We start from the raw sequence: 25,391 nt of genomic DNA, 5'->3' as shown, positions 1-25,391 counted from the left end.
TAGTTATCTACGCTTTTTTTTATAGATTTTTACGTATTGTTTGATGAAATTAAAATGTGGATAATTGAGATAAAAAATCTCTAAACAATAAATGTAGTCTGGATAACACAACGCGCTATCCAGGAATCAAAGCTTAATTCCAGTGGTGTATGCGCTGCTGGGCTACATCATTGTTATGTTTGTCCTAAGGTTTTTATCAGGCAAAAATGAATAAGTCAGACAGGCTTTTATAATCTTATCCAGGGATGTAAACCTGAATTTAATGTTTGAGTAAGGTTGATTTGATGCGGATAATAATAATTATTTTCTATTTGATATTAATTATAGTCGGTGTTAGTTTCGCTGTGCTGAATGCAACTCCTGTATCGGTGAATTTTTATTTTACTGTATTAAAAATGCCAGTGTCCATTCTGATGACCATCACGCTTGGATTGGGCGTGCTTATCGGAGCGTTTCTGTTTTTATGTAAATATTGGCGTCTTAAAGTAGAGCACCATAAACTTAAAAGCCAATTAAAACTTACCGAAAAAGAAATTAAGAATTTACGTTCGATACCATTACAGGATCAACATTAATGGGGGAGTTTAATGATTAATTTATGGCCATTATTACTGCCTGCCGCGGCTTGGTCCGGGTGGTGGGTTGCGAGCCGTAGTTATTCTATTAAAGGAAAGCGTACGAGTAATCATTTCTCCAGAGAATATGTGGTTGGCTTGAATTATTTATTGAATGAGCAACCTGATAAAGCCGTTGATGTATTTATTAAATTGCTGGAAGTCGATAGTGATACGGTAGAGACTCATCTGGCTTTAGGAAGTTTATTCCGCCGTCGCGGGGAAGTGGATCGTGCCATTCGCATTCATCAAAATTTAATTGCAAGACCACAGCTTAGTTTATTACAGCGAAAAGAAGCGTTGATGGCCTTGGGTCAGGATTATATGAGTGCTGGTGTTTTTGACCGAGCTGAGAGAATTTTTACGGAAGTGGTTGAGCTGGGTGGCAACCGTGAGACCAATAGCCTTCATGGTTTACTGGCGATTTATCAACAGGAAAAAGCTTGGGAAAAAGCATTAGATGTTATTAAAAAACTGGAGGACTCAACGGGAAACAGCATGCATGCCCAAGCTGCTCATTATTATTGTGAAATGGCCAGTCAGGCTTTAAAAAATGGTGCGTATGATAAGGCTTATCATGCTGTAAAACAGGCTCTTATGGTGGATAAGCAGTCTGTGCGCGCTAGCTTGATGCAAGCCACTCTAGAAATGAAGGGTGGACGTTATAAGCAGGCTGTGCGTGCTTTAAAACGAGTGCCTGAACAAGATCCTGAATTCTTAACTGAGATTATTGAACCATTGGTTCACTGTTATCGTGAATTAAACGCCATGGATGAATGTGTTCATTATTTGGAGCAAACATTGACGGAATATCCGCGTGCTTCACTGATTTTTGTTATTGGAGAACATTTACGTCGCGAAAAGGGCATTGATTTTGCCATAGATTTTGTTTCCATGCAGCTTAGCCGGCATCCTTCCATTCGTGGTTTGAATCGTCTTATTTGCTGGCATCTGGAGTCCGCTCATGGAAAGGTACGTGAAAAATTACAGATGCTGTATGATATAACCAGTAAATTTTTAGACAATAAACCAATTTATCGTTGTGGTCAGTGTGGTTTTGGCGGTAAATTCTTGCATTGGCATTGTCCAAGTTGTAAACAATGGGGGAGAATGAAACCAATTCACGGCTTGGAAGGTGATTGAGAATTATTATGTCAATAAAATTAATTGTTGCTCTTGACTTTGATAATCTTCCTGCCGCTTTGCGTTTAGTGGATGCGTTGGATCCTGCTCATTGCGCTGTCAAAATTGGCAATGAAATGTTTACCTTATTTGGACCTACTGTTGTCCAGACGTTAGTTGCGCAACAATTTAAAGTATTTCTTGATTTGAAATTTCATGATATTCCCAATACGGTAGCGCGCTCCTGCAGGGCAGCCGCTGATCTGGGTGTATGGATGATGAACGTGCATGCAATTGGTGGCTTATCAATGATGCAAGCTGCCAGGGAAGCGCTCATGTCTTACGGTGCAGCACGGCCATTACTGATTGCGGTGACGGTGTTAACCAGTATGGGGCATCATGAGCTTTTAACGCTTGGCATTCAGGAAACATTGGAAGTACATGTGCGTAAGTTGGCTTGTTTGGCCAAAGAGGCGGCATTGGATGGCGTCGTTAGTTCAGCCCATGAGGCACCCCTCATTAAGGAAGCGTGTGGCAGCAACTTTGTAACCGTTACTCCAGGTATCCGTTTAACCACGGCAAAGACGGACGATCAAACCAGAATTATTACTCCTGCGGATGCTTTAAAGGCTGGAAGTGACTATTTAGTCGTTGGACGGCCAATCACGCAAGCAGAAAAACCCGCGCAAGTGGTGCAACAATTGCTTGCAGAGATTAGATATCCAGCAAATTAACTATGCAAAACTCTCTTCGACAGTATTACTTGCAACAAATGGGTATTGAGACCTGGATTTTGCGTCAACCCAACTCTGGCAGCCAAGCATTGTGTTCATTGGCTGTGGAAGTTAAATCATGTACTCAATGTGTTCTTCATAAAACTAGGACGCAGACTGTATTTGCTCGCGGTAATCCCAAAGCCAAATTAATGATTATTGGTGAAGCCCCTGGTTTTCATGAGGATAAACAAGGTTTGCCGTTTGTAGGAAAAGCAGGTAATTTATTAAACAAGATGTTACACAGTATTGGTCTAAGCGATGAAGATGTGTATATTGCCAATGTCATTAAATGTCGGCCACCTGATAATCGTGATCCGAAAACTGAAGAATAAAAAAATGTTCAGCCTACCTGACCCGGCAAATTGCTTTAGTTAATCCACAATTAATTCTAGCGGTTGGGCGATTTGCTGGCCAATTTTTGCTTAATGAGCTGCTCCCATTGAATAAGATGCGCAATAAAGTTCATCATTATCAGGACAAACCAGTTCTGGTGAGTTATCATCCAGCCTATCTTTTAAGAAATCCACAAGATAAAAAGAAAGCCTATGCTGATTTGTTGCAGGTTAAGCGACTGATTGCATCATGGTTAAACACATCGGCTTAACATTGATAGAATTATTAATTGGACTCGCTTTTCTGGCGATGGTGTTGTGTTGCTGTATTCCTTCTTTGGATAAAAATTATCAAGAAAATCAATTGCAAATCGTGGTGGTGCAAATTAAAAATATTTTGCAATTTGCCAGAACCCAAGCATTACTGCGAGGACAAACATTAGCACTGACACCATTGCCTGATGCAAATGATTGGAAAAAAGGGATGATATTATTTGTTGATAATCCCAGGCATTTATATTCGCAAAACAGTGAAATAATCCACGAATGGCATTGGAATCATTCTGCAGAGGTAGACGTTCTCTGGCAAGGATTTCAATCTCGACATTATTTATTATTTTCCCCCACTCTTAGACAATCTACTCTTAATGGATATTTTTTGATAAAAAATAAGAGAATACAGCAGAAATTGATTGTTAATCGCTTTGGAAAGGTTAGAGAAAATATCGTCGCGCGTATTTTTTAGTCTATAATTAGTACGATATGCATAAAATTTTATTTTCTGTTGTATATGACTAAGAACCAATGGCGTGGATTTTCTCTGGTTGAATTATTAACCGTTTTGGCGATTGCTGCCATCTTGACTATCATGGCAGTACCAGGTTACAACGCATTAATTCAAAATAATAAAATTGTGAGCGCTGCAAATAAATTATCAGCAAGCCTTAACTTTGCTCGTATGGAAGCGGTAAAACGTGGTGTGCGAGTGGCAGTATGTCCAACAGCCAATGCAGGATTTACTGCTTGTGGTAATAACACGCAATGGTCACAAGGATGGATAATATTTATTGATTCAGATAATAACAATGCCATTGAGACGACCAATGATTTGGTGAAGGTTGCCCAACCTTTGCCCAATGATGCAGCGATCACAACGAGCAGCAATGTTATCAGTTATGATGGTTCAGGATTTTTAACGAGCGGAACTTCTTCCTTGTCATTAAGAATGACAAGATGTACTGGAAATAATGCTCGAGTCATCAATGTTGCCAGCAGTGGGCGAGTGAGCGTGAGTATGGCAGCATGCAATTAAGGTCTATCATTCGCCAAGAAAACCAATTTATAGTGGAAAAATCAATGGATGGCGGTTAATATAAACGCCTCGAATATTTAATATATTACTATGTTGATTAACCCAGACAATTTTCTTCAGGAAGAATGTCACCCTTCTTATGCACTATTGCCGTGGATCACCCATCAAAGTTCATTAACGGAAAGGCTTAAACAAAAAACTGGTGAAGCTCGTTTGACCGTCTTGGCCCAACAATGGGGGGCGCCTGATTGGTGGGACAAGCAGGTGTTAAAGCTTGAACATGAATCCGTGCTGCATCGAGAAATTCTAATGAGTGCGAGGAATGCGCCTTGTTGGTATGGACGTACCATCTTACCGAAGCAAACTTATGAAAGCGATGTCGCTTTGTTTACTAGATTGAAAACGGAATCTTTAGGTCAGTTACTCTTTAATAATATAACCATTAATAGATTGTGTTTGCTGCACTATGCAATCAGCCATCGGGTGATAGAATATCATTGGTTAACCGCTGAAATGCATGATCAGAAAGAGGTTCTCTGGGCACGTTTTTCGGCATTTACACTTCATAAACAATTTCCTTTTTACCTGGTTGAAATCCTGTTACCCGGATTGATGAGGTATGTAAATTGAATATAAGCGCTTACTTACGGTTGATGCGTTTCCACAAGCCGGTAGGTATTTTTTTATTGTGGTTTCCTATCGCCTGGGCATTGTGGCTTGCAAATCAAGGATTGCCGTCGTCTACGGTTCTGGTTTATTTCATCCTAGGTACTATATTGATGCGGGCAGCAGGGTGTGTTGTTAATGATATCGCTGATCGTAATATCGATAAGCATGTTAAACGGACTCAACTGCGTCCTTTAACCAATCATGAAATAAGTTTATCAGAGGCATTGATTGTTCTTATTTTATTGTTATTGGCGGCGTTTGTGATTGTGATTCAATTGCCGCGGGCCTGCTTTTATTACGCCTTGCTGGCTCTGGTGGTTACCATTGTGTATCCTTTTTGCAAGCGATTTATTGAGGTTCCGCAGCTGGTGTTAGGTGTCGCATTTTCCATAGGCATTCCCATGGCGTACAATGCCTCCATAAAAGTGCCGAATGTTGAAATGGCGATGCTCTTGCTGATTAATTTCGCCTGGATTATTTCTTATGACACTATGTATGCTATGGTTGATCGCGAGGATGATTTGCGAATTGGAGTAAAGTCTACGGCTATTCTATTTGCTCAGTATGATCGTTTGATTATTATGCTACTTCAGCTATTTTTTCATGCACTGTGGTTAGGGTTGGCACTTGTTTCGCATTTTTCATTATTATTCTATGGTTTTTGGTTAGTGGCGGCGCTTGTCTTAATGCATCAGCAGCGATTGGTCAACAGTCGTGGTGTGGAAGCTTGTTTTAAAGCATTTTCTACCAACGTCTGGTACGGTGCTATCATGTGGGGTGCTTTGATGGTGGCCAGATAATCTTTACGCTCAAAGGAAGAGGAAGCTGAGTGTTTAAATTTCAAGATGATCTTATTTGCTATAATCAGACAGATATTGCTCATGACGGCAATCTTATCTTTTTTCTGGAAAAACACAGTACTAAAGAAGGCACATGGGGATTTCTGCAATTAACTTCTGGAGAGATTGATTTTATTTTTCTAGATGGTTCGGGGCAAGAATTATCCAGGCAGCGTTTGAATCAAATGAATGCTTACCAGCTGATTCCTCCAGCGTCCTGGCACAAGATCCAACCCATCAGTGAAGTATTTACCGCCTCCCTTGAATTTTATTGTAAGCCACACCGCTTTTTTAATAAAAAGCACCGCCTAGCCACGGTTCACACTGACTTGCTATACGTTTATCAAACGTATATTCAGAAGCAAGGGAAGTTGGACATTCTTGATGTTGGATGCGGCTCTGGCCGTAATCTTTTATTTTTAGGATTGGCTGGTCATCGCGTGACAGGCATTGATATCAATGAGTCTTCGTTGCAGCAGATTGACCGCATTGCACATCAAGAAAAAATGACGACGGTCATGACAAGGGTTCATGATCTTCATCAGCCCTTGGATTTTGAAGTCAATGCATTTGATTTTGTTGTTTCAACCGTCAGCTTGCAATTTTTACAACCCGAGCGGATTCTATCATTATTGACCGAGTTGCAGTCGGCAACACGCCCACAAGGGTTACATTTCTTGGTGTTTCCCATTGCAACTAAAACGTTTGCTCTACCTGATTCATTTACTTATCTGGCAGCCAGTCATGAGTTGTATGAATTTTACCAGAACTGTGGTTGGTCAATACTGGAATATAAAGAAACGGTGGGGCATTTACATAAACTGGAGGAGTCGGGCAAACCAATGCAAGGGTTATTTGGATTGCTGCTGGCTCAAAAAATAGCATAGTCCTTAGAGCGATATGATATCCAGGCAAAATTAGCCATTGATACCCATTATATTTTTAATAACGGTGTCTACTGGCAATATTTCATGAATTAAATCAATTCAATCGTTGCATGAGTTGCTCCCTTTCAATATAAAGACAAAATTCCTAATGCTGGGTTTTCATGCATGATAAGTATATAATCAAAAGCACCCCTTTTGAACTTTAGGAAAATAAATGAAAAAAGTAAGCATGATTCTAATAATAGGGTGCTTTTCCAAGCTGCTGTTTGCAGGCAGTGGTTGTGGTTATTTTAATGTTTCTTTGGAAAATTATACAGGCTATCCATGCGCAGTACTTGCTGCAACGGTTCGTGGGGGGAATATTACTGGCGGTGGTGTACCGCAGTACGTCGGTAATGGTGAAATGATGCCAAGTTTCCAAATGCAGCAAGGTTTCTTTTCTGGACCAAAGATTCAACTTGATCTTCAATGCGGTAATAAAACCGTGACTCTTTTTTCCCAGCAAAATTATTGTTTCCTTGAAGCGGGCAATGTGTCGGGAGATGTTAGTACACCCAATAACATTCATGCGAAATACATTGCAGCAAATGGCAGTTATTGGTATTCACGGCCCGGCAGTATTGTCTGGACAATCTTTTAACGTAGGAAGTGCTCTCTTTCCTAGATAACGCGTTTCGCGCTATCTAGGCTGCCAGAGTGTTCAGATGGTGATTCGTAGCGTATGGTCCCGGGTTTGTGATGGATTATCCCCGGATATCGCTTTGTGCTATTCAAGTCCTATTTTTCTATGAATTTATTGATTGTTTTGGTTTGTTTTTTCAAGCAATCGATCCAATAAAGTACTGGCTCCTAAACGAAACCAATGGCTATCAACATTTCGATTGAGTACATGTTGCGCCAAATTGATGTATTCAAGAGACTGTTCTAGGGTTTTAATTCCACCGGATAATTTAATCCCGCAATCTGCCTGTGTATCCTTGATGGCCTTAAGCATGGCAAAAGCCGCTGGAATCGTAGCACCGGTTGGTATTTTTCCTGTGGATGTTTTTAAAAAATCGCAGCCGCGATGGATGATTTCGACGCTTGCTTCATAAATGGCCTCCATGGAAGGAAACGCTCCAGTTTCCAGGATGACTTTAAATAAAACTCCATGCTGCTTGCACAACTGATAGTTTTTTGCACATAAAGACAAGGCATCTTCGTGCTGACCCTGAACGTAGGAAGAATAAGAAAAAACATAATCGATTTCGTCTGTTTGCTGTGTTGCAATGACTTCCTCTATGGTTGCCATGACGTGCTTTGGTGGTTGATTTCCTGAGGGGAAATTGGCTACGGTTGCACGTTTTACCGTTAGAGAAGACGGCAGCCAGGCAAGATGTTGTGGCAAAACACAGACGGCAGCGGTTTGATGCTCTTCGGCTTTTTTCCCCAGGATTTGGATATCCGTTAGCGTGGCGTCGTTGTCCAAAAGCGTTAAATCGAGCAATGGAATAATGTCTCGCCGGCTTAATGTGTTGCTTGACGATTTTTTAAGCCTTTGCAAGGCTTGTGTCAATTGTTCTGTTAATAACGTCACATCAGTTCCGTAATGAGCCGTTTGACCAGTCGATTTAATTTTTCCGCGGCTTGTGAGGCCATAAGAACCACCGCTTCATGGCTATGGCTGGTGTGAGATAAACCGGTCGCATAATTGGTGATCGTCGCAATGACGCCCACTTTCATACCGCAATGGTTAGCAACCAAAACCTCTGGTACCGTAGACATGCCAACGGCATCTGCACCAAGAATACGAAACGCCCTGATTTCGGCGGCCGTTTCATAGTTAGGTCCTAAAACAGAAAGATACACACCTTGATGCAAAGAGATATTTTCTTTGTGAGCAAGAATTAATAATTTTTCGCGGAGCTCATGATCATAGGCATTATCCAGAGGAAAGAAACGTGGTCCAAATTCCTCATCATTTGGTCCAACCAGTGGATTGCCTGGCTGCATGTTAATGTGATCCGTAATTAGCATTAATTCGCCTGGCCCTACGTCTTCTCGCAATGATCCCGAAGCATTCGTTGCCAGGAAATAATTGCATCCTAATAATTTTAAGGTACGAACATAGGTTTTGACGACTTCAAAACTGGTGCCTTCATAAGTATGACTACGGCCTTGCAAGCAGACAACACCAACGCCTGAGAGATGACCTAATACCAGCTTACCACCATGACCGTGTACCGTTAATTTCGGAAATCCAGGTAATTCTTCATAATTAATGTACGTTGGATCATCCAATTGTTCAGCGAAACTACCTAACCCTGAACCAAGGACGATGCCAATGGTTGGTTTGAAGGAAGGTAATCGTTGGATAATTTGCTCAGCAGCAATATGTGCGTCAGTTAATTTTTTATTAGACATTTACTTCTTTCCACAAGTCGATTGTAAATTAAATGCCAACGGCAACAATTCATCAATGGTTAGCGTTTTTAAAACAGTGTCTTGATTGCATAAATGAATGCGTGTTTCCGGTGTTGAAAATTCATATATTCTTTGGCGGCAAGCACCACACGGTGAGCAAAGTGCATTATCTTTCGATAAAACAACGATGTCTTTTATTTGCCGCTTGCCTGCCGCAACCATTTGCATGATCGCAGACGTTTCGGCGCATAAAGTCAATCCGTAAGAACTGTTTTCTACATTGACTCCAGTGAATAAAATCTCCTCTTCACTGCAAAGACAACTGCTTACTGAATAGCCTGAATAAGGAGCATAAGAATGGCTGAGTGCCTGGTGCGCCTTATTAATCATTCGTTTAATTAATTGATTCATGAATCATTCCTGAAGACACGAGCGAGCACTATACTCATAATGTACGTTACAAACAAGGTCTCATCGCTTCATCGGCGGTTGGCTCGCTAAGAGGAACCAGTTGTATTTTTGAAGTCTTTTGCGTAAATAATTTACCCTGATGGTAGGCTGGCTCCGCGTCTTGGCTGCAAGCCATACGAGGATTCGGTCTTTCCTCGTCCATGGATAAACATTCTGCCAGGGTCGCGTAACTGTGAGGCATGACTCCATCAGGCTTGAACTCATCGAAAGTGCTTTTTTTCCAATAATAAAGAGCAATGACTGTTAAACCATTCCCAATAATGCTTGCAAGTAATACAGCCATTGACGCTGGTGGAAATAGAAATCCAAGAGTAGCTGCCAGCGCGGTAATTGCACTAACAGCTGTGGTTAGCAATACATAACGCAGATACGTTTCTTGACGAAGGCTTGAGTAATGCTCATCGTGCGTGGGAGGTTTTTTGTATTTATGATATTCACCGATGGTCCATATCAAATTACTGACGGCAAAGAGCCAAACTGCAGGCAGTATGAGAGAAGGGTATAAAGGACATAAAAAGCAAAGTATGGTTGCTACCGTGCCAATGACAGCAGCCGCTTGATATTGATCTTTAAATTCTGCAAAGCCATACCATGCTTCGCGTTTTCTGGGATGATTCGGATAAAATAAGGTCGCCAAAAACCAGGCTGTATAGCCAATGAGATAAGCAGCCAGCGATACCAGATTCAAGATAGAAGCAAGTAAAAGAATGGGAATACTTTTTAGCTTGGAGATGATAAAACCGGCCAGGAAAAAAGAACCACTTATTTTATCGAGTAATGCTGCCTGTTTCTTCAAACCACAATCCTTAGATTAATGCGGTAGTTTGATTGTAAAAAATCCTCAATGAAATGCAAGTTGATTTTTTTGGACTTTGAGGCAAGAGCAGTACAGTAAAGTATGATGTTGTACTGTTTTTATTCTATCGATTAAATGTTTGTTTTTTCATAGGTATAAATTTATTCGAAATGAATTCATCGTCTTAAAAATGAGTCAAGTTAATAATTTGTTAATGTTTTTATTTTAAACTTATTGTCATGTTAATTAACTACTTGTTTTAATATGCCAAAAGTAATCCTAGTGTATGCAAACTGCGTTAATCCCACCGCCAGAGGCGATTTTTCATTGGCAGGAAGTATTGCAAGGGACCTTGTCCGTGAAATTAAATCAAGTGGGGAAGCCGTCGATGTGGTTTTAACCAGCACGTTAGACGGCATCTCTCGCTTTGAAAGCCTTTATGGAAAGCCTGGCGATAAGCGAGTCACAATAGAAGGTGAAGAGGTTGGTTTATGCGCGCTGGAATTATTTGATGCGGTTGAAAATACAGTGGTTGCATTTATTGAGGCAAATCGTTGTAAATACGCACCAGCAGATATTGTAAAGCGTGTGCTTTCTCCTGAAAGCAAGATTTTATTTGTGGGTGCTGCTAATCAAAACCCCATGTCTGATTTATTCAGTCAAACCATGTATCGCTTGCAACTTGGTATCGATCAGCCTGGCGTTTACAGTAATTTTGACTCAGATGATTTGTTTGTTGGCAGCAGCGGTATCGGTGCGGATCGATTGGGTTTGCCAGCAATTACAAAGGCCGTTGCTCTACCTGCTCTGACTTCGTCACAAACGGCTTTAATGCCCAAAACAAGTTATGGTTTTATGTATCTTGCGGCAATAGACGATGCAAGAGATTATAAATTAATCGCACAATATATGCGGTTAACGGACTCGGTGGATAGTTATGTGTTGGTTGGTAATTTTGCTGGTAAAAGCTGGCAAATCGCTGATGCTTACAGGATGGATACAACCTTAAGCACGCCAAAACGAGCATTGCCGCCTATTGTTTATCATCAAGCCCTGGATAATGGTTTGATGCGCCATATGACGGCGAATGCTTCAACCTCATTAGTATTATCAACGGGCGTCATGGGTACGCTCGAGGCAATGCAAGACAGAAAGTTAACGTATTATCAGGATTTATCTAATAATACCGAATTTGTCGCTTCTTATTTACTGGCGGTGAAATCGATTGTTGCCAGTGATACGGCTTTATGGGGCGCTATGCCACAATTAATTATCGAATTGTCGCAGTTGCTTTTTGCCCAAAAGCCATTAAAGCCTGCAGAGATGGAACGAACGCATGATTTGTTAGCTATTTCTGCTGTTAGCGATAAATTAGTTGCTGCGAATGAGGCCATTGTAGCTCACGCCAATGGAAAATTAGCGCCAAAATTATTGAGCTTTATTGGTGGTGCGAAAAGTACGCATGAACATGCTCAATTGGCCAGCGTTTGTATTTCGTTACGTAAACCAGGAGAAATGGGAAGTCCCTTGCATGATCAAGCCTTAAGGCGTGCTGCCGCCTGGGGGCGATTATTTGAGCTTAAGGTATTAATCAAGGCCATGGCTGCAACAGATGGTTTAAATTTAGCGGATGCAACCCATCAACGAACGGCACTGCATTGGGCGGTTATTGCCCAGAGTGCTGATTGTGTGCGGGCTTTGGTGGTCGCTGGGGTGCTTTTGGATGTTCAAGATAAAGAGGGAAGAACACCCTTACATCATGCGATAGCCAATGGCAATAGACTCTTGATTCAAATTTTGGTAGAAGCAGGTGCTTCGCTGGATATCCCAGACAACAGCCGTAAAAGCCCTATGGAGTGCGCTGATGAGGGAACGGTATTATTTATCCAAAGTTGTAAAGCACATCATAGTGCGCCGGTTACTTATTCAAGCGTGAGTGCTTAAAAAGACGCTGTATGGCAGGATGAATCATTTTTCTTATGTGGTTATAGGCAAGGAAATTCTAACCGAGAGCCCACCTCGTTTTCGATTCCTTGCCTGAATGTCTCCTTGATGTAGTTTGATTGCTTGTTGAGCAATGGCTAGACCCAATCCAAATCCACCCGTCTTTTTTTCCCGAGACGTATCAACACGGTAAAAAGGATGGAAAATATTAGTTAGTTGTTCTTCCGGAACACCGGGTCCATGATCGTTTATCTCAATATAGACTTTGTTTTCTTGAGGATTAGTTCGTAGAGAAATCATTACCGGAGCGTCTGGGGGAGAATAACGCAAGGCATTGCGGAGAATATTTTCAATGGCTCGGTGAATTAAACGTTTATCGGCAGTCAGTGTACAGGGTTCTATGGTTTCTTTTACTACTCGGGGACTTGTGTTGGGAAACTCATAATTTGCATCTTGAGTGATTTGTTCAAGTAATTCCTGTAAATCCACCTGTGAGTATTCAATGGCATCGGTGGATTTTTCGAGTCGAGCAAATTCAAGTATTTCACCAATTAATGTATTCAAACGCGAGCACTCCAATTCCATGCGCTTGAATTCTTCATCGGCAAGATGATTGGTTTTATTGCGGCCAAGCTCAATCGCCAGCTGCAGGCGGGCGAGGGGGGAGCGCAATTCGTGGGAAATATCTTGCAGTAACCGTTCTTTGGATTTAACCAGTGTTTCCAGTTGTTCAGCCATGCGGTCAAATTCATCGCTAAGTTCAGCGATTTCATCTTTGTGATGTCCGGCAAAATGCCCAACACGTGTATTTAGTTTCCCAGTGGCAATGGACTTGGCTGCAAGCTGTAAAGAGCGCAATGGCTGGGTTAAATAAACCGAAAGTAAATAACAAATAAGGCCACTGATAAAAATGGCAATCAATAAGCGAATGGTTAATCCTGCCCAAGGTATTTGGACAAAATGCGCCAGTGGTTTTTCACTGACGGCAGCCAGCCGATAGGCAATGCCTGAAGTCGATAGAATTTCATGACTTACAAAGAGATTACCGGATTTGAAGATTCCTTCATCTAAGCGGTCGTATTCTAAGTTTTTAGCTACTTTTTTCACGATGTCTGGCGGTGGTTGGGCACTGATGATTTCGCCTTGGCTGGTTAAGAGATAAAGGCTCATGTGTTGAGCCAGCCCCGATTTGTTCAGCCATTGAATCAAGGCTTGTCGATGACCGGATTCAAACGTGGCGACAGCGGCGTTGGCATAACTGTCCATAAAGATTTGTTCTCTGGCAGGAATGGATGATTTTTTAGCAATTTCACTGGTTATCCAGGCGATGGTTAAAATGATAAGAATGGTGGCAAGCCAGAATGAAAAAAAATTTTCCAATATAAACTACGCATTGAATAAATAACCAAAACCGCGGACGGTTTTCACCCAATCGTCGCCTTCAGGATTGTAGCCAAGCTTATTGCGCAGGTTACTGATGTGCACATCAATGCTGCGATCATAGGCGGTGTATTTGCGACCTAAGGCATATTCAGTCAATTCTTCTTTGGAAAAGGCTTGCCCAGGTGATTTTATAAGCATTTCCAAAATATTAAATTCGGCGTTGGTTAATTCTAACAGAGTGCCATTAATGGATACCGTGCGTTTTGAGCAATCAACTTGAATATTTCCATGCTCAATGAGAGGACGATGCACGGGATGTTTTTGAGCACGGCGTAAAATCGCTCGTAGACGGGCTATCAATTCACGCGGATTGCAGGGTTTGGCCAAATAATCATCAGCGCCAATCTCAAGACCCACAATACGATCAATATCATCGCCGCGTGCGGTTAACATTAACACTGGAGTGTCCAAATGTTCGCGAATGGTTTTCAAGACTTCAAAACCGTTTAGCTTGGGCAACATGACGTCAAGAATAATGGCATCAAATGGCTGGTTCAGTGCTTTTTTTACGCCTGTTTCGCCATCATGGACACAGTTGACAAGAAACCCTTCAGGCTCCATGTATTGTTTAAGAAGATCAGTGAGTTCCGTGTCATCATCAATGATCAGAATTTTATTATTCATTGTCCGATTTCCTTTAGTAAAACCTGTTTATGTCGTTGATCGAAACATTCCAGTAATTTAATCCGTCTGGCATCGGCATTTAGTATTTTAAATTCGAACTGATCAATGGTTATCACTTCCCCGCGTTTGGGTAAATAACCGAAATTGGCCATCACAATGCCACCGATGGTGTCATAGGATTCATCGCTAAAATGAGCATGGAGCTGCTCATTAAATTCTTCAATAGGCGTATGGGCTTTTACAATATAATGAGCGTCACCATGAGCTTTTATATAAGCTTCTTCATCGATGTCAAATTCATCTTCAATATCGCCAATAATTTGTTCGATAATGTCTTCAAGGGTTACAAATCCTGCGACGGCCCCATATTCGTCAACCACAATGGCCATATGATTACGATTTCTGCGAAACTCGCTTAATAAAGAATCAAGACGTTTACTTTCAGGAACAAAGGTCACTTGCCTGACAATATCAAGCAAATCAAAGGCTAAGTTTTGCTGAGCTTGAAAACGTAAAAGATCCTTGGCGTGAAGAATCCCAATAATATCATCCTTGCTGTCGCCGGTTACTGGGAAACGAGAGTGGCCGGATTGAGTGACAATATCAATGACCTCATGCAGCTCAGCGTCTTGTGAGATGCAAGTCATTTGTTTTTTAGGCAGCATGATATCCCGGACTTTCATTTGTGAAAACAAAATGACGCCTTCAATCATGGCCAGAGTTTCAGCATCAATTAGGGAGCGAATTTGGGCATCTCTCAGCAAGCTTATTAATTGCTCTTTATTTTGTGGTTCAACTTGCAGGAATTGCTTTAATCGTATGAACCAATTGCTATCCTCTTCTTTACTCAATCTTATCATCCTCTGTTTGATAGGGGTTCTCAAAACCAAGTTTGGCAAGCATATCAATTTCAAGTGCTTGCATGATCTTCGCGTCTTTTTCTTCCATATGATCATACCCCAGCAAGTGAAGTACACCATGAATGACAATATGTGCCCAGTGTGCTGTTAAGGGTTTTTCTTGGGCATTACTCTCTTCTTTTAAGACCGTCGGACAAATAATCACATCCCCAAGAAGGGGATATTCTAATTCGACGCTTGTAGGAATATTGGTAGGAAAAGCAAGCACATTGGTTGCCTTATCTTGGTGGCGATAGGTGCGATTTAAATAGGTAATTTCTTCTGGCTCGACAAATCTTAACGTGAGTTCAGCCGAGTCTTTGCATGTTCCAAGAGCAAGTTTTGCCCAATCAATAAGGATGTCGTCATTAACCGGAAGAGGCTCAGCACATGCGTGTTGGATATCGATATGGTAGCTCATTTTTTATAATCCTTTAACTCTTCATCGTAGCGATCAATAATTCTTGATACTAAAGGATGGCGTACGACCTCGCGACTGGTAAAAGTATGAATGGCAATTCCTTCGGTTGATTTGAATAAATGAACGGCATGAGCAAGGCCTGAATCGGTACCTTTGGGCAAATCAACTTGAGTCATGTCACCGGTAACAACCGATTTGGATCCAAAACCAATGCGGGTTAAAAACATTTTCATTTGCATCAAGGTGGTATTTTGTGCCTCGTCTAAAATAATGAATGCTTCATTTAATGTTCTGCCGCGCATAAATGCTAAGGGCAATATTTCAATGACATCGCTTTGAATCAATTTCTGCGCTTCTTTGAAACCGATCATTTCGTATAAGGCATCATAGATAGGTCTTAGATAAGGAAGAACTTTTTCTACCAAGTCTCCTGGTAGAAAGCCCAGTTTTTCCCCAGCTTCTACGGCAGGGCGAACAAATACCAACCGCTGTACTTCCCCTTTTTCGAAATATTCTATCGCTTTTGCCACTGCAAGATAAGTTTTTCCTGTTCCGGCGGGACCCACTGCAAAGGTAAGATCATGTTGATCGATGCTGTTTAAGTAGTCTGTTTGCTTTGCATTGCGTGGAAGAATGGCTTTACGGCTTAATTTGATTGGATTGGTCATCTCAGTTTGATGTTCCTCGTGATTGAATAATGACATGATGGTTTGCGTGCTAATAGGTTGCGCCGCAAATGGATGTAATTTGACCAGCATTTTTTTCGCTCGATGAATATCTCCTGCTGAAAAGCCAGTTAAGGTGATACCATGTTGTCCAGGTTTGATGGTGACGTGATAGATGTTTTCCAGCATTTTGATGTTTTGGTGTAAAGAACCACACAAGTTCGCTAGTTCAAGTGCACTAAAGGCAGGTGATATCAGTGAATCGTTAAAAAATGTACCGCTCAAAGTGTTATTTAAAATAGGTTAATATACTATAAGAATAGTGCATGGACCGAAGGTTAGGCAAGTAAATCATCATGAAGCATCACTTGAATTCTGTCTATTGCCTCGTTGTGAAAATGCGCTCATGCAAAAAGTGATATAATCATTTTTTTTAAACATGATTTATTTTTATGATTGATTTGCATTGCCATAGTCATTGTTCTGATGGTGCTTTAAGTCCTGCTGAACTGCTTGGAAGAGCCATTAAATCCCAGGTTAAAATTCTGGCACTTACCGATCATGATACCATAGCCGGACTTCTTCCTTTACGGGCAGCAGCAGCGCGTCATGAAAGTGATATCACCATCATCAATGGGATTGAATTGAGTGTACGTTGGAAAAAATATGAAATCCATATCATTGGTTTAAACGTTTCATTAGAAGAGCCAGCGTTGAATGCATTAATTGCGCGCCAACATGAGAATCGTAAGGTCCGGGCTTTGCAGATTGCAGGGCGTTTGGAGAAGTATGGCGTTCATGACGCGTATAACAAAGCCTGTGTGGTAGCGGGGCATGAGCAACTGACCAGACCTCATTTTGCTCAGGTGTTAATCAATGAAGGCTTGACCAAAGATATACAAAGTGGATTTAAGCGTTATTTGGCACGTGGCCGCAGCGCTTATGTAACCACTCCTTGGGTCATGATGGAAGAAGCCATCACTGTAATTACTCAGGCAGAAGGAGCGGCAGTACTTGCCCATCCTCTGAAGTATTCATTGACTCGTACAAAGCTACATGAGTTAATCATGGCTTTTAAAATAGCAGGTGGTGTAGGGATAGAGGTTGTCTCAGGCGAGATGCCACTTACACAAATCAATGAACTTGCATTTCTCAGCGAGCGTTTTGGCTTATTGGCCTCCAGTGGGTCGGATTTTCATCGCGATGATCTGTCTCGCGCAGCTCTTGGCCGACAGCCGACATTACCGTTAAACTGTAAACCCATATGGCATCAATGGACTATTTAACCTGAGGATATTATGAGCCAGATTTTTGCAATACATCCAGATAATCCACAATCACGGCTGTTAAGGCAGGCGGCAACCATCATTGAAGAAGGGGGATTGATTGTTTATCCGACGGATTCAGGGTATGCGCTTGGATGTGCTTTAGGGAACAAATCAGCGTTAGAACGTATTCGTCATTTGCGACAATTGGACAAGCATCATAATATGACGTTGGTATGTCGTGACCTATCGCAATTAGGAACCTATGCAAAGGTCAGTAATGCCATTTTTCGCCTGTTAAAAGCATTCACTCCTGGCTCATATACATTTATCTTAAATGCAACGAGTGAGGTTCCAAGGCTGATGTTGCATCCAAAACGCAAGACGCTTGGATTACGAGTACCGGAAAATGTTATTACCTTGTCATTACTTGAGACTCTGGATGCACCATTAATGAGTTCAACGCTGATATTGCCTGGCGCAGCTGCACCGTTAAGTGAACCAGAGGCCATTCGGGATTTATTAGGTAATCAGGTGGATTTAATTATCGATGGGGGCAATTGCAGTCAGCAACCAACGACCGTGATTGATTTAACTGGGGACTATCCTGTCATTGTGCGTGAAGGTAAAGGAGATCCAACTCCTTTCAAATAAATTTTTAAAATATAGGATTGAGGATTTTGATGTCAGCGTTATTTAGTGCAAATAAACGAGTTGTTTCAGGCATGCGGGCCAGCGGTAAATTGCATCTTGGCCATTATCACGGTGTGTTGAAAAACTGGATAAAATTACAACATCAATACGATTGTTACTTTTTGTTGCTGACTGGCATGGGTTGACGACTCATTATGATGAGCCAGGCAGGATTGAACAGAGTCTTTGGGATATGGTGGTCGATTGGTTGGCTTGCGGTATTAACCCCAATCTTTCTCGCATTTTTATTCAGTCGTGGGTTCCTGAGCATGCTGAATTGCATTTGTTACTGTCTATGATTACACCTCTGGGATGGCTGGAGCGTGTTCCCAGTTATAAAGAACAGCAGGAAAAACTTCGTGAAAAAGACCTTTCCACGTATGGGTTTTTAGGATATCCATTATTACAAAGTGCCGATGTGTTGTTGTATAAAGCAGATTATGTGCCGGTAGGGGAAGATCAAGCGCCTCACGTTGAGTTGATTCGGGAAGTGGCTCGACGATTTAATTATTTATATGGACGAGAACCTAATTTTGAAAACTTGGTTAATGAAGCCATCAAAAAAATGGGTAAGAAAAATAGCAAATTATACGTCCAATTACGTAAAAAATTTCAACAGGAAGGTTGTTATGAATCTTTAAATACAGCGAGGGCATTGCTGACTAATCAGCCAAATTTGTCCATCGGTGATAAAGAACGGCTATTAGGGTATTTGGATGGCGAAGGTAAAATTATTCTACCGGAACCGCAAATCATGCTGACTGAGCATGCAAAAATGCCTGGCCTTGATGGCAATAAAATGTCCAAGTCTTATAATAATACCATCAGCTTACGTGAAGAACCTGAGCAAGTTGAAAAGAAAATTTTAACCATGCCGACCGATCCGGCCAGAGTAAAACGCACCGACCCTGGTGAGCCTGAGCGATGTCCTCTTTGGCAGCTGCATAAAGTGTATTCGGATGACGCAATAAAAGATTGGGCGCAGCAGGGATGCCGTACGGCAAACATTGGCTGCATTGATTGCAAACGCCCAGTGATTGATGCCATTAATCGTGAACTACGACCGATACAAAGTGCTATTAAGGAATATGAAGCAGACATGGGTTCAGTCAAGCGTATTTTGGTTGAGGGCAGTGAACAGGCCCGGGAAGAAGCCAATAAAACTCTGGAAGATGTGCGTGAAGTGATGGGGCTGGATTATTAAAATGACGACGGAGTCGGCGGAATCAGAACTTGAAGTTCTGGCAATCGTTGCGGGCAAACCGTTTACCGAGTTGCCCCATGATTTGTTTATTCCGCCAGATGCTTTAGAGGTTTTGCTGGATTCTTTTAGTGGTCCTCTTGATTTGTTACTGTATCTGATTCGTCGCCAGAACATTGATATTTTGAATATTCCAATAACACTGATTACCCAGCAGTACATGCAATACATTCATCTTATGGAAAGAAGACGAATGGAATTGGCTGCCGATTATTTAGTGATGGCTGCTTTGCTGGCTGAAATTAAATCGAGGATGTTGCTTCCTTCTCATTCCGAGCAACAAGATGAAGAGGAAGAAGACCCGAGAATGACTCTGGTGCGGCGATTACAAGCTTATGAACAAATCAAGACGGTTGCGTTGCTTATTGATGCTTTACCACGGTATGAGCGCGATGTATTTCAAGTGCAGTTATCTCCCATAGGAGTTGACACGGAAAAATTTATCCAACCGTCAAATTGACAGAACTGACCATGGTTTTTGCTGATTTGCTGCAGAGCCAACTTCATAAAGAGCATCATCAGGTTATTTGTGAACCATTGTCGGTTCGCGAGCGTATGACCGAGGTATTCGAGCACTTGCAAGGTGGGCGTCTGGTTGAGTTTCATTCTTTGCTAATCATTGCGGAAGGCCGTAGGGGATTGGTGGTCACTTTGTTGGCCGTGCTTGAGTTGTCTCGGCAATCTTTGCTCGTTATGACCCAAACGGATAATTTCGCACCAATTTATTTAAAGGTGGCTCATCATGGATAATTTAGAGCTAAAATTAGTGATAGAGGCATTGTTGATGAGCAGTAGTCAACCATTGTCTTTGGAAAAAATGCAGGATGTTTTTGATGAAGGGCAGAAGCCAACAAGTAGTCAGCTGGAAGCGATCCTTGCAGAATTGACCAATGATTATCATCATCGGGCAATCGAGCTAAAATGTCTGGCGGGAGGGTATTGTTTGCAGACCAAGGCAATGTATAGCTCATGGATAGCGCGTTTATTGGCTGAAAAACCAACGAAATATTCGCGAGCTTTATTGGAAACATTGGCTATCATTGCCTACAAGCAACCGGTTACCCGGGCAGATATTGAATCCATGCGAGGAGTGGCGGTCAGTACGTCCATGTTGAAGACTTTGCTGGAAAGAGAATGGATTCGTATAGCAGGTTATAAGGATGTGCCTGGAAAACCAGCCGTGTATGCCACGACAAAAGCCTTTCTTGATTATTTTAATTTAAAAAGTCTAAATGACTTACCTTCTTTGGATACTTATCATGAGCAATGAGCGATTGCAAAAAGTTTTAAGCCAGGCGGGGCTTGGTTCCAGAAGGGAGATGGAGCGATGGATTGAACGTGGCCTGATTCATATTAATGGTGTACCAGCCAAATTGGGCGATGGAGTAAAGGCGGAAGATAAGATCAGTGTTCGAGGACAAATGATTGCTAACCCCTTAATGGTTACTCAAAAAACTCGTATTTTGCTTTATAATAAACCAGTTGGCGAAGTTTCAAGCCGTCATGATCCTAAGCATACCAAGACCGTTTTTGATCATTTACCACCTCTGCAACAAGGGCGATGGGTGCAAGTTGGGCGTTTGGACATTAACACGTCGGGGCTGTTGATTTTTACTAATAATGGCGAACTGGCAAATCGTTTGATGCATCCAAAATATGAATTAGAGCGAGAATATGCTGTGCGTGTTCATGGGGAGGTTCGCCCAGAGTCCATTCAGGCTTTACTGAAAGGGGTTGAATTAGAGGATGGCTTTGCTCGATTTAAACGCATTGAATTTCGTGGCGGTGAAGGAAAAAATAGCTGGTATCATGTTATTTTAAGCGAGGGGCGAAATCGGGAAGTAAGGCGCTTATGGCAGTCTCAAGGCGTGGAAGTTAGCCGCTTGATACGAGTTCGTTATGGAGCATTATACATGCCTCGCTCCCTGGCTCGAGGACGGTTTGTGGAACTGTCGTCTGAAGAAGTGAACGGTTTTATATCTGCTTTAAAATGATTTGGATGAGTTAATGAGTAAAAGACGTAATCGTGTATCAAACGTACCAGTCATGGCAAGCATTGAAAAATTTAGCCATGATGGCAGGGGAATTGCTCGTATTGAAGGAAAAACCACCTTCATACAGGGGGTACTTCCTGAAGAAACAGTAATGTTTCAATATGTGCGGCAAAAACGTGATTATGATGAAGGCAAATTATTAACGGTGCTCACGCCATCGTTGCATCGGGTCGAGCCTCGTTGTAATCATTATTCTCTTTGTGGTGGTTGTTCATTGCAACACGTTGATGAAAAGGCACAAATTCAGGAAAAGCAAGAACTGTTACTGGATTTATTAATGCGCATAGGGCATGTTCAGCCTGAATGTTTATTGAAGCCTTTGACCCATGAACATTGGCATTACCGTAATAAAGCACGCTTAAGTGTTCGTTTTGTTGAAAAAAAGAATGCTACACTGATTGGTTTCAGAGAAAAAAATAACCCGCGGTATATCGCAGAAATTAGTGCTTGCCCCATTTTAAATGCACGAATTGATGCTGAAATCCCGGCTTTGCGAACGTTGATTGATTCTTTGTCTGCCCCTCATTGCATTGCTCAGATTGAAGTGGCGGCAGGCGATGAAGACATTGCGCTGATACTGCGAAACTTGACGCCATTAACATCAGAGGATGAAGATAAAATTAGAACGTTTGCTGAACGAGCCAATTTTCGAATTTTTCTCCAACCTGGCGGTATGGACAGCGTTTATTTATTTTATCCCAAGGATGGAAATGAGTTTTTAAGTTATTGTTTACCAGAAGAACAAATTCATTTTCATTTTCATCCAACCGATTTTACTCAGATAAATCCTGGCTTAAATCGGTTAATGGTTAAGCATGCCATGCAATTATTAGAACTGTCTGCACAAGATAAAGTACTTGATTTATTTTGTGGCTTAGGGAATTTTTCATTACCGATGGCCAGGCATTGCCGGCAAGTTATTGGTGTGGAAGGCAGTGAAGCCATGGTGGCACGGGCGCGTATGAATGCAAAAGCCAATGGTTTAAGCAATACTGATTTTATTTGCGCAAATTTAGAGGAAGAATCTGCGGTGGCTCAATTGGGCAATTCATTTAACAAACTATTGCTTGACCCGCCTCGTGCAGGTGCGATGGCGGTGGTTAAGCAAATTCATAAAATTGCCTCGCAGCGAATCGTATACGTCTCTTGTAATCCGGCGACCTTGGCGAGAGATGCAGATATTTTAGTCAATCAACAAGGTTATCGATTGACGGCAGCAGGTGTGATGGATATGTTTCCTCATACCACGCATGTTGAATCCATTGCTGTGTTTGAAAAAGCACGAAATTAAGGATAAGAAAGAAGTCATGGTTAAAGTGAAAGAAAATATACCGGTATTATCCGATGGAAGCATCGATGTAGAACAGTGGTTGCATCAGATAAGCAGTAAAGGTTATTTTCAAGAGCTTGAATTAATTCGCAATGCTTGCACGCTGAGTCAGCTGGCTGGCCATGACCAGGCAACAGAAACCGGTGAGTCTTCCTTTCAGCGAGGACTTGCCATGGCCGATGTATTAGCCGATCTGGAAGTGGATAGAGAAACATTGGCTGCAGCATTAGTCTATGAAAGCGTTCATTATGCTGAACTGTCTGTGGATGTAGTCGAAGAGCAATTAGGCAGTAATATTGCAAGGCTGGTGAAAGGCATCGAAAAAATGAACGCCATTTCCAGTTTGCAGGCTTTAAACAGATATCCGCAAAGTAAACATCAAGTGGATAATGTTCGTAAAATGCTGCTGGCTATGGTGGATGATGTGCGGGTAGTACTGATTAAACTTGCCGAACAGTTGTGTATTTTACGCGCTTCATCGCCTTTACCGGAAAGCATGCGCCGACACATTGCCACTGAATCTATGGAGATTTATGCCCCGTTGGCTAATCGTTTGGGTATTGGCGCTATCAAATGGGAAATGGAAGATTTGGCTTTTCGTCATTTATATCCTGACGATTATAAAGCCATAGCCAAGGGATTAAAAGCCAAGCGTTTGGAAAGGGATCGTTTTGTTAACTTTATTGTTGAAGAATTGAACCAGCAAATTGCTAACCTTGGGTTTCATCATTTCGCGGTGTATGGCCGTTCGAAACATATTCATAGTATTTATCGCAAAATGCAGCGCAAAAATGTTTCTTTGGATGAAATTTATGATGCCACGGCGGTAAGAATATTGGTTGAAACCCGAGAGCAGTGCTATGAAGTATTGGGCCTGGTGCATTCTTTATGGCCGCAAGTGGTTGCAGAATTTGATGATTATATTGTCAATCCCAAGCCAAATGGGTATCAATCATTGCATACAGCTGTCAGAGGCCCAGAAGACAAAGTATTTGAAGTGCAAATTCGCACGTTTGAAATGCATGACTTGGCAGAAATGGGGGTTGCTGCACACTGGAAATACAAAGAAGGCGGAACGGAGAAAAAAGAAAGCCATGAACGTAAAATAGAATGGTTGCGTGAAGTGTTGGCTTGGCATCGTGAAATGGCATCAAATCACGGCATTTCCGAGGCGATTGAACGAGAGTTTCTTGAGGACAGGGTGTATGTGTTTACGCCTGATGGTGATGTATTGGATTTGCCTCAGGGGGTGACTCCTCTTGATTTTGCCTATCAGGTGCACAGTGAAATCGGTCATCGTTGTCGAGGGGCAAAAGTCAATGGCCATATTGTGCCACTCACTTATGTTTTAAAAACAGGTGATAAAGTTGAAGTCTTAACCGGGAAGGACGCTAGGCCATCCCGTGACTGGATTAATCCTCATTTGAACTATCTTAAAACACCCCGTGCCAAAGCAAAGGTTTTGCATTGGTTTAGAATGCAAGATTTTGATAGAAATAAGGCCGATGGTCATGAAATCCTGGATAAAGAATTAAAAGCATTAGGGCTTAAAACCGATCGCTTGCAAGAGGTGGCTTTTGCTTTTAACCTTAAGACACTTGATGATTTGTATGCCACTCTTGGACGCGGCGACATAAAATTAGGCCAAATTCTTAATCGGTTGACCCCAGTCGAAACGATTGAAGAGACCGTACAAAATATTGTCAAGCCACAAACGCAACCTGGCATTTCAGGAAGTGATTTACGAATCGAAGGTGTTGGTAATTTATTGACTCATATGGCGCGTTGCTGTCAGCCAGTACCTGGTGATGAGGTTATTGGTTATATTACCCTTGGCCGTGGTGTTTCAGTTCATCGTAAAGATTGTCCTAATATTATTCATGCTGGTGAAAAGCAACGACAACGATTTTTGCAAGTGAGTTGGGGTAGTAACACGCGTGAGCAATATGTGGTTGATATATTAATCAAGGCATTTGACCGCACAGGACTACTAAAAGATGTGACCTCGTTGCTTGCGAATGAAAAAGCTCATGTGTATGCCCTGCAGACACAAACCAATAAGCAGGACAATATGTCCTACATTACCTTAAAAGTTGAAATTGATGGTTTAAACAGTTTATCGCGTTTACTGAACAAACTGGATCAAATTCCTAACGTTCTTGAAGCAAGAAGACAGGTATAAGCTAAGTTACTTAAAAAATAATTCCCAACACAACAGAACGTTGTTCATTTAACAATACATTAAAAGTACGGCAGGCCGCTCCTATCGACATGCATTCCAGACCAATTCGTCGTTTTGATAAAAATAAGTGGATTAAGATGGGAACTTGCAGGCTGGTTTGTTTATGGCCAAGGATAATCACTTCCGGGTTAAGTTCCAGGATGGGCGCCAAATGTTCTTCTGTTAAATCTTGTATCTCATGGATAGGCCATTCGGTAATAAGGGCTTGACGACTTATAATGATGCTTTCTTTATACAACGTGTTGTTAATTTTAATTTCTGAGTCAGAATACGATTGGATCGTATGCATATCAGCATGTTCGCGGGTGATATACATGGTGTTTAATAGC

25 protein-coding genes and 4 pseudogenes are annotated in these 25,391 nt (G+C 41.7%); 19 read left to right on the top strand and 10 right to left on the bottom strand.

Annotated features, from left to right (window positions below; all coding sequences use genetic code 11):
- Positions 1–284: 284 nt before the first annotated feature.
- From LOA_RS08010 to LOA_RS07965, 10 genes and pseudogenes are all read left to right on the top strand, one after another.
- Complete coding sequence (locus LOA_RS08010) at positions 285–575, top strand: LapA family protein (protein WP_025385880.1); 291 nt, start codon at positions 285–287, stop codon at positions 573–575.
- Positions 576–587: 12 nt separating this feature from the next.
- Positions 588–1,757, top strand: coding sequence for a lipopolysaccharide assembly protein LapB (gene lapB, locus LOA_RS08005; RefSeq protein ID WP_025385879.1), 1,170 nt, complete (start codon positions 588–590; stop codon positions 1,755–1,757).
- Between the two features lie 8 nt (positions 1,758–1,765).
- Positions 1,766–2,470, top strand: coding sequence for an orotidine-5'-phosphate decarboxylase (pyrF, locus tag LOA_RS08000; protein WP_025385878.1), 705 nt, complete (start codon positions 1,766–1,768; stop codon positions 2,468–2,470).
- A gap of 2 nt (positions 2,471–2,472) precedes the next feature.
- Positions 2,473–3,116 (top strand): annotated as a pseudogene (locus tag LOA_RS07995) (uracil-DNA glycosylase).
- Complete coding sequence (locus LOA_RS07990) at positions 3,095–3,589, top strand: GspH/FimT family pseudopilin (RefSeq protein WP_025385877.1); 495 nt, start codon at positions 3,095–3,097, stop codon at positions 3,587–3,589. Before LOA_RS07995 ends, LOA_RS07990 begins: the two are co-directional and overlap by 22 nt.
- A 45-nt stretch (positions 3,590–3,634) precedes the next feature.
- Complete coding sequence (locus tag LOA_RS07985; protein WP_025385876.1) at positions 3,635–4,156, top strand: GspH/FimT family pseudopilin; 522 nt, start codon at positions 3,635–3,637, stop codon at positions 4,154–4,156.
- Between the two features lie 90 nt (positions 4,157–4,246).
- A complete protein-coding gene (locus LOA_RS07980; protein WP_035894462.1) occupies positions 4,247–4,786 on the top strand; it encodes a chorismate--pyruvate lyase family protein in 540 nt (179 codons plus the stop codon).
- Positions 4,783–5,625: a 4-hydroxybenzoate octaprenyltransferase gene (ubiA, locus tag LOA_RS07975; protein ID WP_118996650.1), complete on the top strand. Its 843-nt coding sequence runs from the start codon at positions 4,783–4,785 to the stop codon at positions 5,623–5,625. Before LOA_RS07980 ends, ubiA begins: the two co-directional genes overlap by 4 nt.
- A gap of 29 nt (positions 5,626–5,654) precedes the next feature.
- On the top strand, positions 5,655–6,551 hold the full coding sequence (locus LOA_RS07970; protein WP_025385873.1) for a methyltransferase domain-containing protein: 897 nt from the start codon (positions 5,655–5,657) through the stop codon (positions 6,549–6,551).
- Positions 6,552–6,765: 214 nt separating this feature from the next.
- Positions 6,766–7,191, top strand: coding sequence for a hypothetical protein (locus LOA_RS07965; RefSeq protein ID WP_025385872.1), 426 nt, complete (start codon positions 6,766–6,768; stop codon positions 7,189–7,191).
- Positions 7,192–7,344: 153 nt separating this feature from the next.
- On the opposite strand, the gene LOA_RS07960 is transcribed toward LOA_RS07965, so the two are convergent.
- From LOA_RS07960 to LOA_RS07945, 4 genes are read right to left on the bottom strand one after another with little or no spacing between them, the layout of a single operon-like run.
- Entirely contained in the window at positions 7,345–8,127 is a 783-nt protein-coding gene (locus tag LOA_RS07960) for a hypothetical protein (protein WP_025385871.1), read from the bottom strand.
- On the bottom strand, positions 8,124–8,954 hold the full coding sequence (locus tag LOA_RS07955) for a purine-nucleoside phosphorylase (RefSeq protein ID WP_025385870.1): 831 nt from the start codon (positions 8,952–8,954) through the stop codon (positions 8,124–8,126). Before LOA_RS07955 ends, LOA_RS07960 begins: the two co-directional genes overlap by 4 nt.
- On the bottom strand, positions 8,955–9,365 hold the full coding sequence (gene cdd, locus LOA_RS07950) for a cytidine deaminase (RefSeq protein ID WP_025385869.1): 411 nt from the start codon (positions 9,363–9,365) through the stop codon (positions 8,955–8,957).
- 46 nt (positions 9,366–9,411) lie between these two features.
- Positions 9,412–10,221: a hypothetical protein gene (locus LOA_RS07945; protein ID WP_025385868.1), complete on the bottom strand. Its 810-nt coding sequence runs from the start codon at positions 10,219–10,221 to the stop codon at positions 9,412–9,414.
- Positions 10,222–10,485: 264 nt separating this feature from the next.
- Here LOA_RS07945 and ankY point away from each other — a divergent pair, with 264 nt between their 5' ends.
- Positions 10,486–12,165 carry a Dot/Icm T4SS effector AnkY/LegA9 gene (ankY, locus tag LOA_RS07940; protein WP_025385867.1) on the top strand — a complete coding sequence of 560 codons (1,680 nt, stop codon included), beginning with the start codon at positions 10,486–10,488 and terminating at the stop codon, positions 12,163–12,165.
- A gap of 33 nt (positions 12,166–12,198) precedes the next feature.
- Here the strand turns inward: ankY and cpxA are convergent.
- The 5 genes and pseudogenes from cpxA to LOA_RS07915 all read right to left on the bottom strand — a co-directional run bounded on the left by cpxA (position 12,199) and on the right by LOA_RS07915 (position 16,502).
- Positions 12,199–13,559: pseudogene (gene cpxA / locus LOA_RS07935) on the bottom strand (two-component system sensor histidine kinase CpxA).
- Positions 13,552–14,232 (bottom strand): two-component system response regulator CpxR, encoded by a 681-nt coding sequence (gene cpxR / locus LOA_RS07930; RefSeq protein WP_025385866.1) that lies wholly within the window; start codon positions 14,230–14,232, stop codon positions 13,552–13,554. The pseudogene cpxA and the gene cpxR overlap by 8 nt, the downstream one beginning before the upstream one ends.
- Positions 14,229–15,083 (bottom strand): HlyC/CorC family transporter, encoded by an 855-nt coding sequence (locus LOA_RS07925; protein WP_025385865.1) that lies wholly within the window; start codon positions 15,081–15,083, stop codon positions 14,229–14,231. Before LOA_RS07925 ends, cpxR begins: the two co-directional genes overlap by 4 nt.
- Positions 15,076–15,552, bottom strand: coding sequence for an rRNA maturation RNase YbeY (gene ybeY / locus LOA_RS07920; protein WP_025385864.1), 477 nt, complete (start codon positions 15,550–15,552; stop codon positions 15,076–15,078). The genes LOA_RS07925 and ybeY overlap by 8 nt, the downstream gene beginning before the upstream one ends.
- Positions 15,549–16,502 carry a PhoH family protein gene (locus LOA_RS07915; RefSeq protein WP_025385863.1) on the bottom strand — a complete coding sequence of 318 codons (954 nt, stop codon included), beginning with the start codon at positions 16,500–16,502 and terminating at the stop codon, positions 15,549–15,551. Before LOA_RS07915 ends, ybeY begins: the two co-directional genes overlap by 4 nt.
- Before the next feature lie 167 nt (positions 16,503–16,669).
- Between LOA_RS07915 and LOA_RS07910 the strand changes: the two genes are divergently transcribed.
- From LOA_RS07910 to relA, 8 genes and pseudogenes are all read left to right on the top strand, one after another.
- The gene (locus tag LOA_RS07910) at positions 16,670–17,503 is read left to right on the top strand and encodes a PHP domain-containing protein (RefSeq protein WP_025385862.1); all 834 of its coding nucleotides are present in this window, start codon (positions 16,670–16,672) and stop codon (positions 17,501–17,503) included.
- A gap of 12 nt (positions 17,504–17,515) precedes the next feature.
- Entirely contained in the window at positions 17,516–18,136 is a 621-nt protein-coding gene (locus LOA_RS07905; protein WP_025385861.1) for an L-threonylcarbamoyladenylate synthase, read from the top strand.
- Positions 18,137–18,165: 29 nt separating this feature from the next.
- A pseudogene (locus tag LOA_RS07900) lies at positions 18,166–19,379 on the top strand (tryptophan--tRNA ligase).
- A 1-nt stretch (position 19,380) separates the two neighbouring features.
- A pseudogene (locus tag LOA_RS07895) lies at positions 19,381–20,186 on the top strand (segregation and condensation protein A).
- The gene (gene scpB / locus LOA_RS07890) at positions 20,179–20,706 is read left to right on the top strand and encodes an SMC-Scp complex subunit ScpB (protein ID WP_035894441.1); all 528 of its coding nucleotides are present in this window, start codon (positions 20,179–20,181) and stop codon (positions 20,704–20,706) included. The pseudogene LOA_RS07895 and the gene scpB overlap by 8 nt, the downstream one beginning before the upstream one ends.
- A complete protein-coding gene (gene rluB / locus LOA_RS07885; protein WP_025385859.1) occupies positions 20,696–21,430 on the top strand; it encodes a 23S rRNA pseudouridine(2605) synthase RluB in 735 nt (244 codons plus the stop codon). Before scpB ends, rluB begins: the two co-directional genes overlap by 11 nt.
- A 13-nt stretch (positions 21,431–21,443) precedes the next feature.
- Positions 21,444–22,781 carry a 23S rRNA (uracil(1939)-C(5))-methyltransferase RlmD gene (rlmD, locus tag LOA_RS07880; RefSeq protein WP_025385858.1) on the top strand — a complete coding sequence of 446 codons (1,338 nt, stop codon included), beginning with the start codon at positions 21,444–21,446 and terminating at the stop codon, positions 22,779–22,781.
- Between the two features lie 16 nt (positions 22,782–22,797).
- Positions 22,798–25,002: a GTP diphosphokinase gene (relA, locus tag LOA_RS07875; RefSeq protein ID WP_025385857.1), complete on the top strand. Its 2,205-nt coding sequence runs from the start codon at positions 22,798–22,800 to the stop codon at positions 25,000–25,002.
- Positions 25,003–25,012: 10 nt separating this feature from the next.
- Here relA and LOA_RS07870 read toward each other — a convergent pair whose 3' ends face one another.
- A complete protein-coding gene (locus tag LOA_RS07870) occupies positions 25,013–25,378 on the bottom strand; it encodes an Mth938-like domain-containing protein (RefSeq protein WP_025385856.1) in 366 nt (121 codons plus the stop codon).
- Positions 25,379–25,391: the final 13 nt, after the last annotated feature.

The sequence above is a fragment of the Legionella oakridgensis ATCC 33761 = DSM 21215 genome, from assembly GCF_000512355.1.
Classification (GTDB): Bacteria; Pseudomonadota; Gammaproteobacteria; order Legionellales; family Legionellaceae; genus Legionella_A; species Legionella_A oakridgensis.
The sequence above is the reverse complement of the archived record's forward strand: the minus strand, read 5'-3'. Positions and strand labels throughout refer to the sequence as shown.

Coding starts and splice junctions, on each gene's coding strand:
- LOA_RS08010 (WP_025385880.1), top strand. CDS start 285: ATGCGGATAATAATAATTATTTTCTATTTGATATTAATTATAGTCGGT.
- lapB (WP_025385879.1), top strand. CDS start 588: ATGATTAATTTATGGCCATTATTACTGCCTGCCGCGGCTTGGTCCGGG.
- pyrF (WP_025385878.1), top strand. CDS start 1,766: ATGTCAATAAAATTAATTGTTGCTCTTGACTTTGATAATCTTCCTGCC.
- LOA_RS07990 (WP_025385877.1), top strand. CDS start 3,095: ATGGTTAAACACATCGGCTTAACATTGATAGAATTATTAATTGGACTC.
- LOA_RS07985 (WP_025385876.1), top strand. CDS start 3,635: ATGACTAAGAACCAATGGCGTGGATTTTCTCTGGTTGAATTATTAACC.
- LOA_RS07980 (WP_035894462.1), top strand. CDS start 4,247: ATGTTGATTAACCCAGACAATTTTCTTCAGGAAGAATGTCACCCTTCT.
- LOA_RS07965 (WP_025385872.1), top strand. CDS start 6,766: ATGAAAAAAGTAAGCATGATTCTAATAATAGGGTGCTTTTCCAAGCTG.
- LOA_RS07955 (WP_025385870.1), bottom strand. CDS start 8,954: ATGTCTAATAAAAAATTAACTGACGCACATATTGCTGCTGAGCAAATT.
- cdd (WP_025385869.1), bottom strand. CDS start 9,365: ATGAATCAATTAATTAAACGAATGATTAATAAGGCGCACCAGGCACTC.
- ankY (WP_025385867.1), top strand. CDS start 10,486: ATGCCAAAAGTAATCCTAGTGTATGCAAACTGCGTTAATCCCACCGCC.
- cpxR (WP_025385866.1), bottom strand. CDS start 14,232: ATGAATAATAAAATTCTGATCATTGATGATGACACGGAACTCACTGAT.
- ybeY (WP_025385864.1), bottom strand. CDS start 15,552: ATGAGCTACCATATCGATATCCAACACGCATGTGCTGAGCCTCTTCCG.
- LOA_RS07910 (WP_025385862.1), top strand. CDS start 16,670: ATGATTGATTTGCATTGCCATAGTCATTGTTCTGATGGTGCTTTAAGT.
- LOA_RS07905 (WP_025385861.1), top strand. CDS start 17,516: ATGAGCCAGATTTTTGCAATACATCCAGATAATCCACAATCACGGCTG.
- scpB (WP_035894441.1), top strand. CDS start 20,179: ATGGATAATTTAGAGCTAAAATTAGTGATAGAGGCATTGTTGATGAGC.
- rluB (WP_025385859.1), top strand. CDS start 20,696: ATGAGCAATGAGCGATTGCAAAAAGTTTTAAGCCAGGCGGGGCTTGGT.
- rlmD (WP_025385858.1), top strand. CDS start 21,444: ATGAGTAAAAGACGTAATCGTGTATCAAACGTACCAGTCATGGCAAGC.
- relA (WP_025385857.1), top strand. CDS start 22,798: ATGGTTAAAGTGAAAGAAAATATACCGGTATTATCCGATGGAAGCATC.
- LOA_RS07870 (WP_025385856.1), bottom strand. CDS start 25,378: ATGTATATCACCCGCGAACATGCTGATATGCATACGATCCAATCGTAT.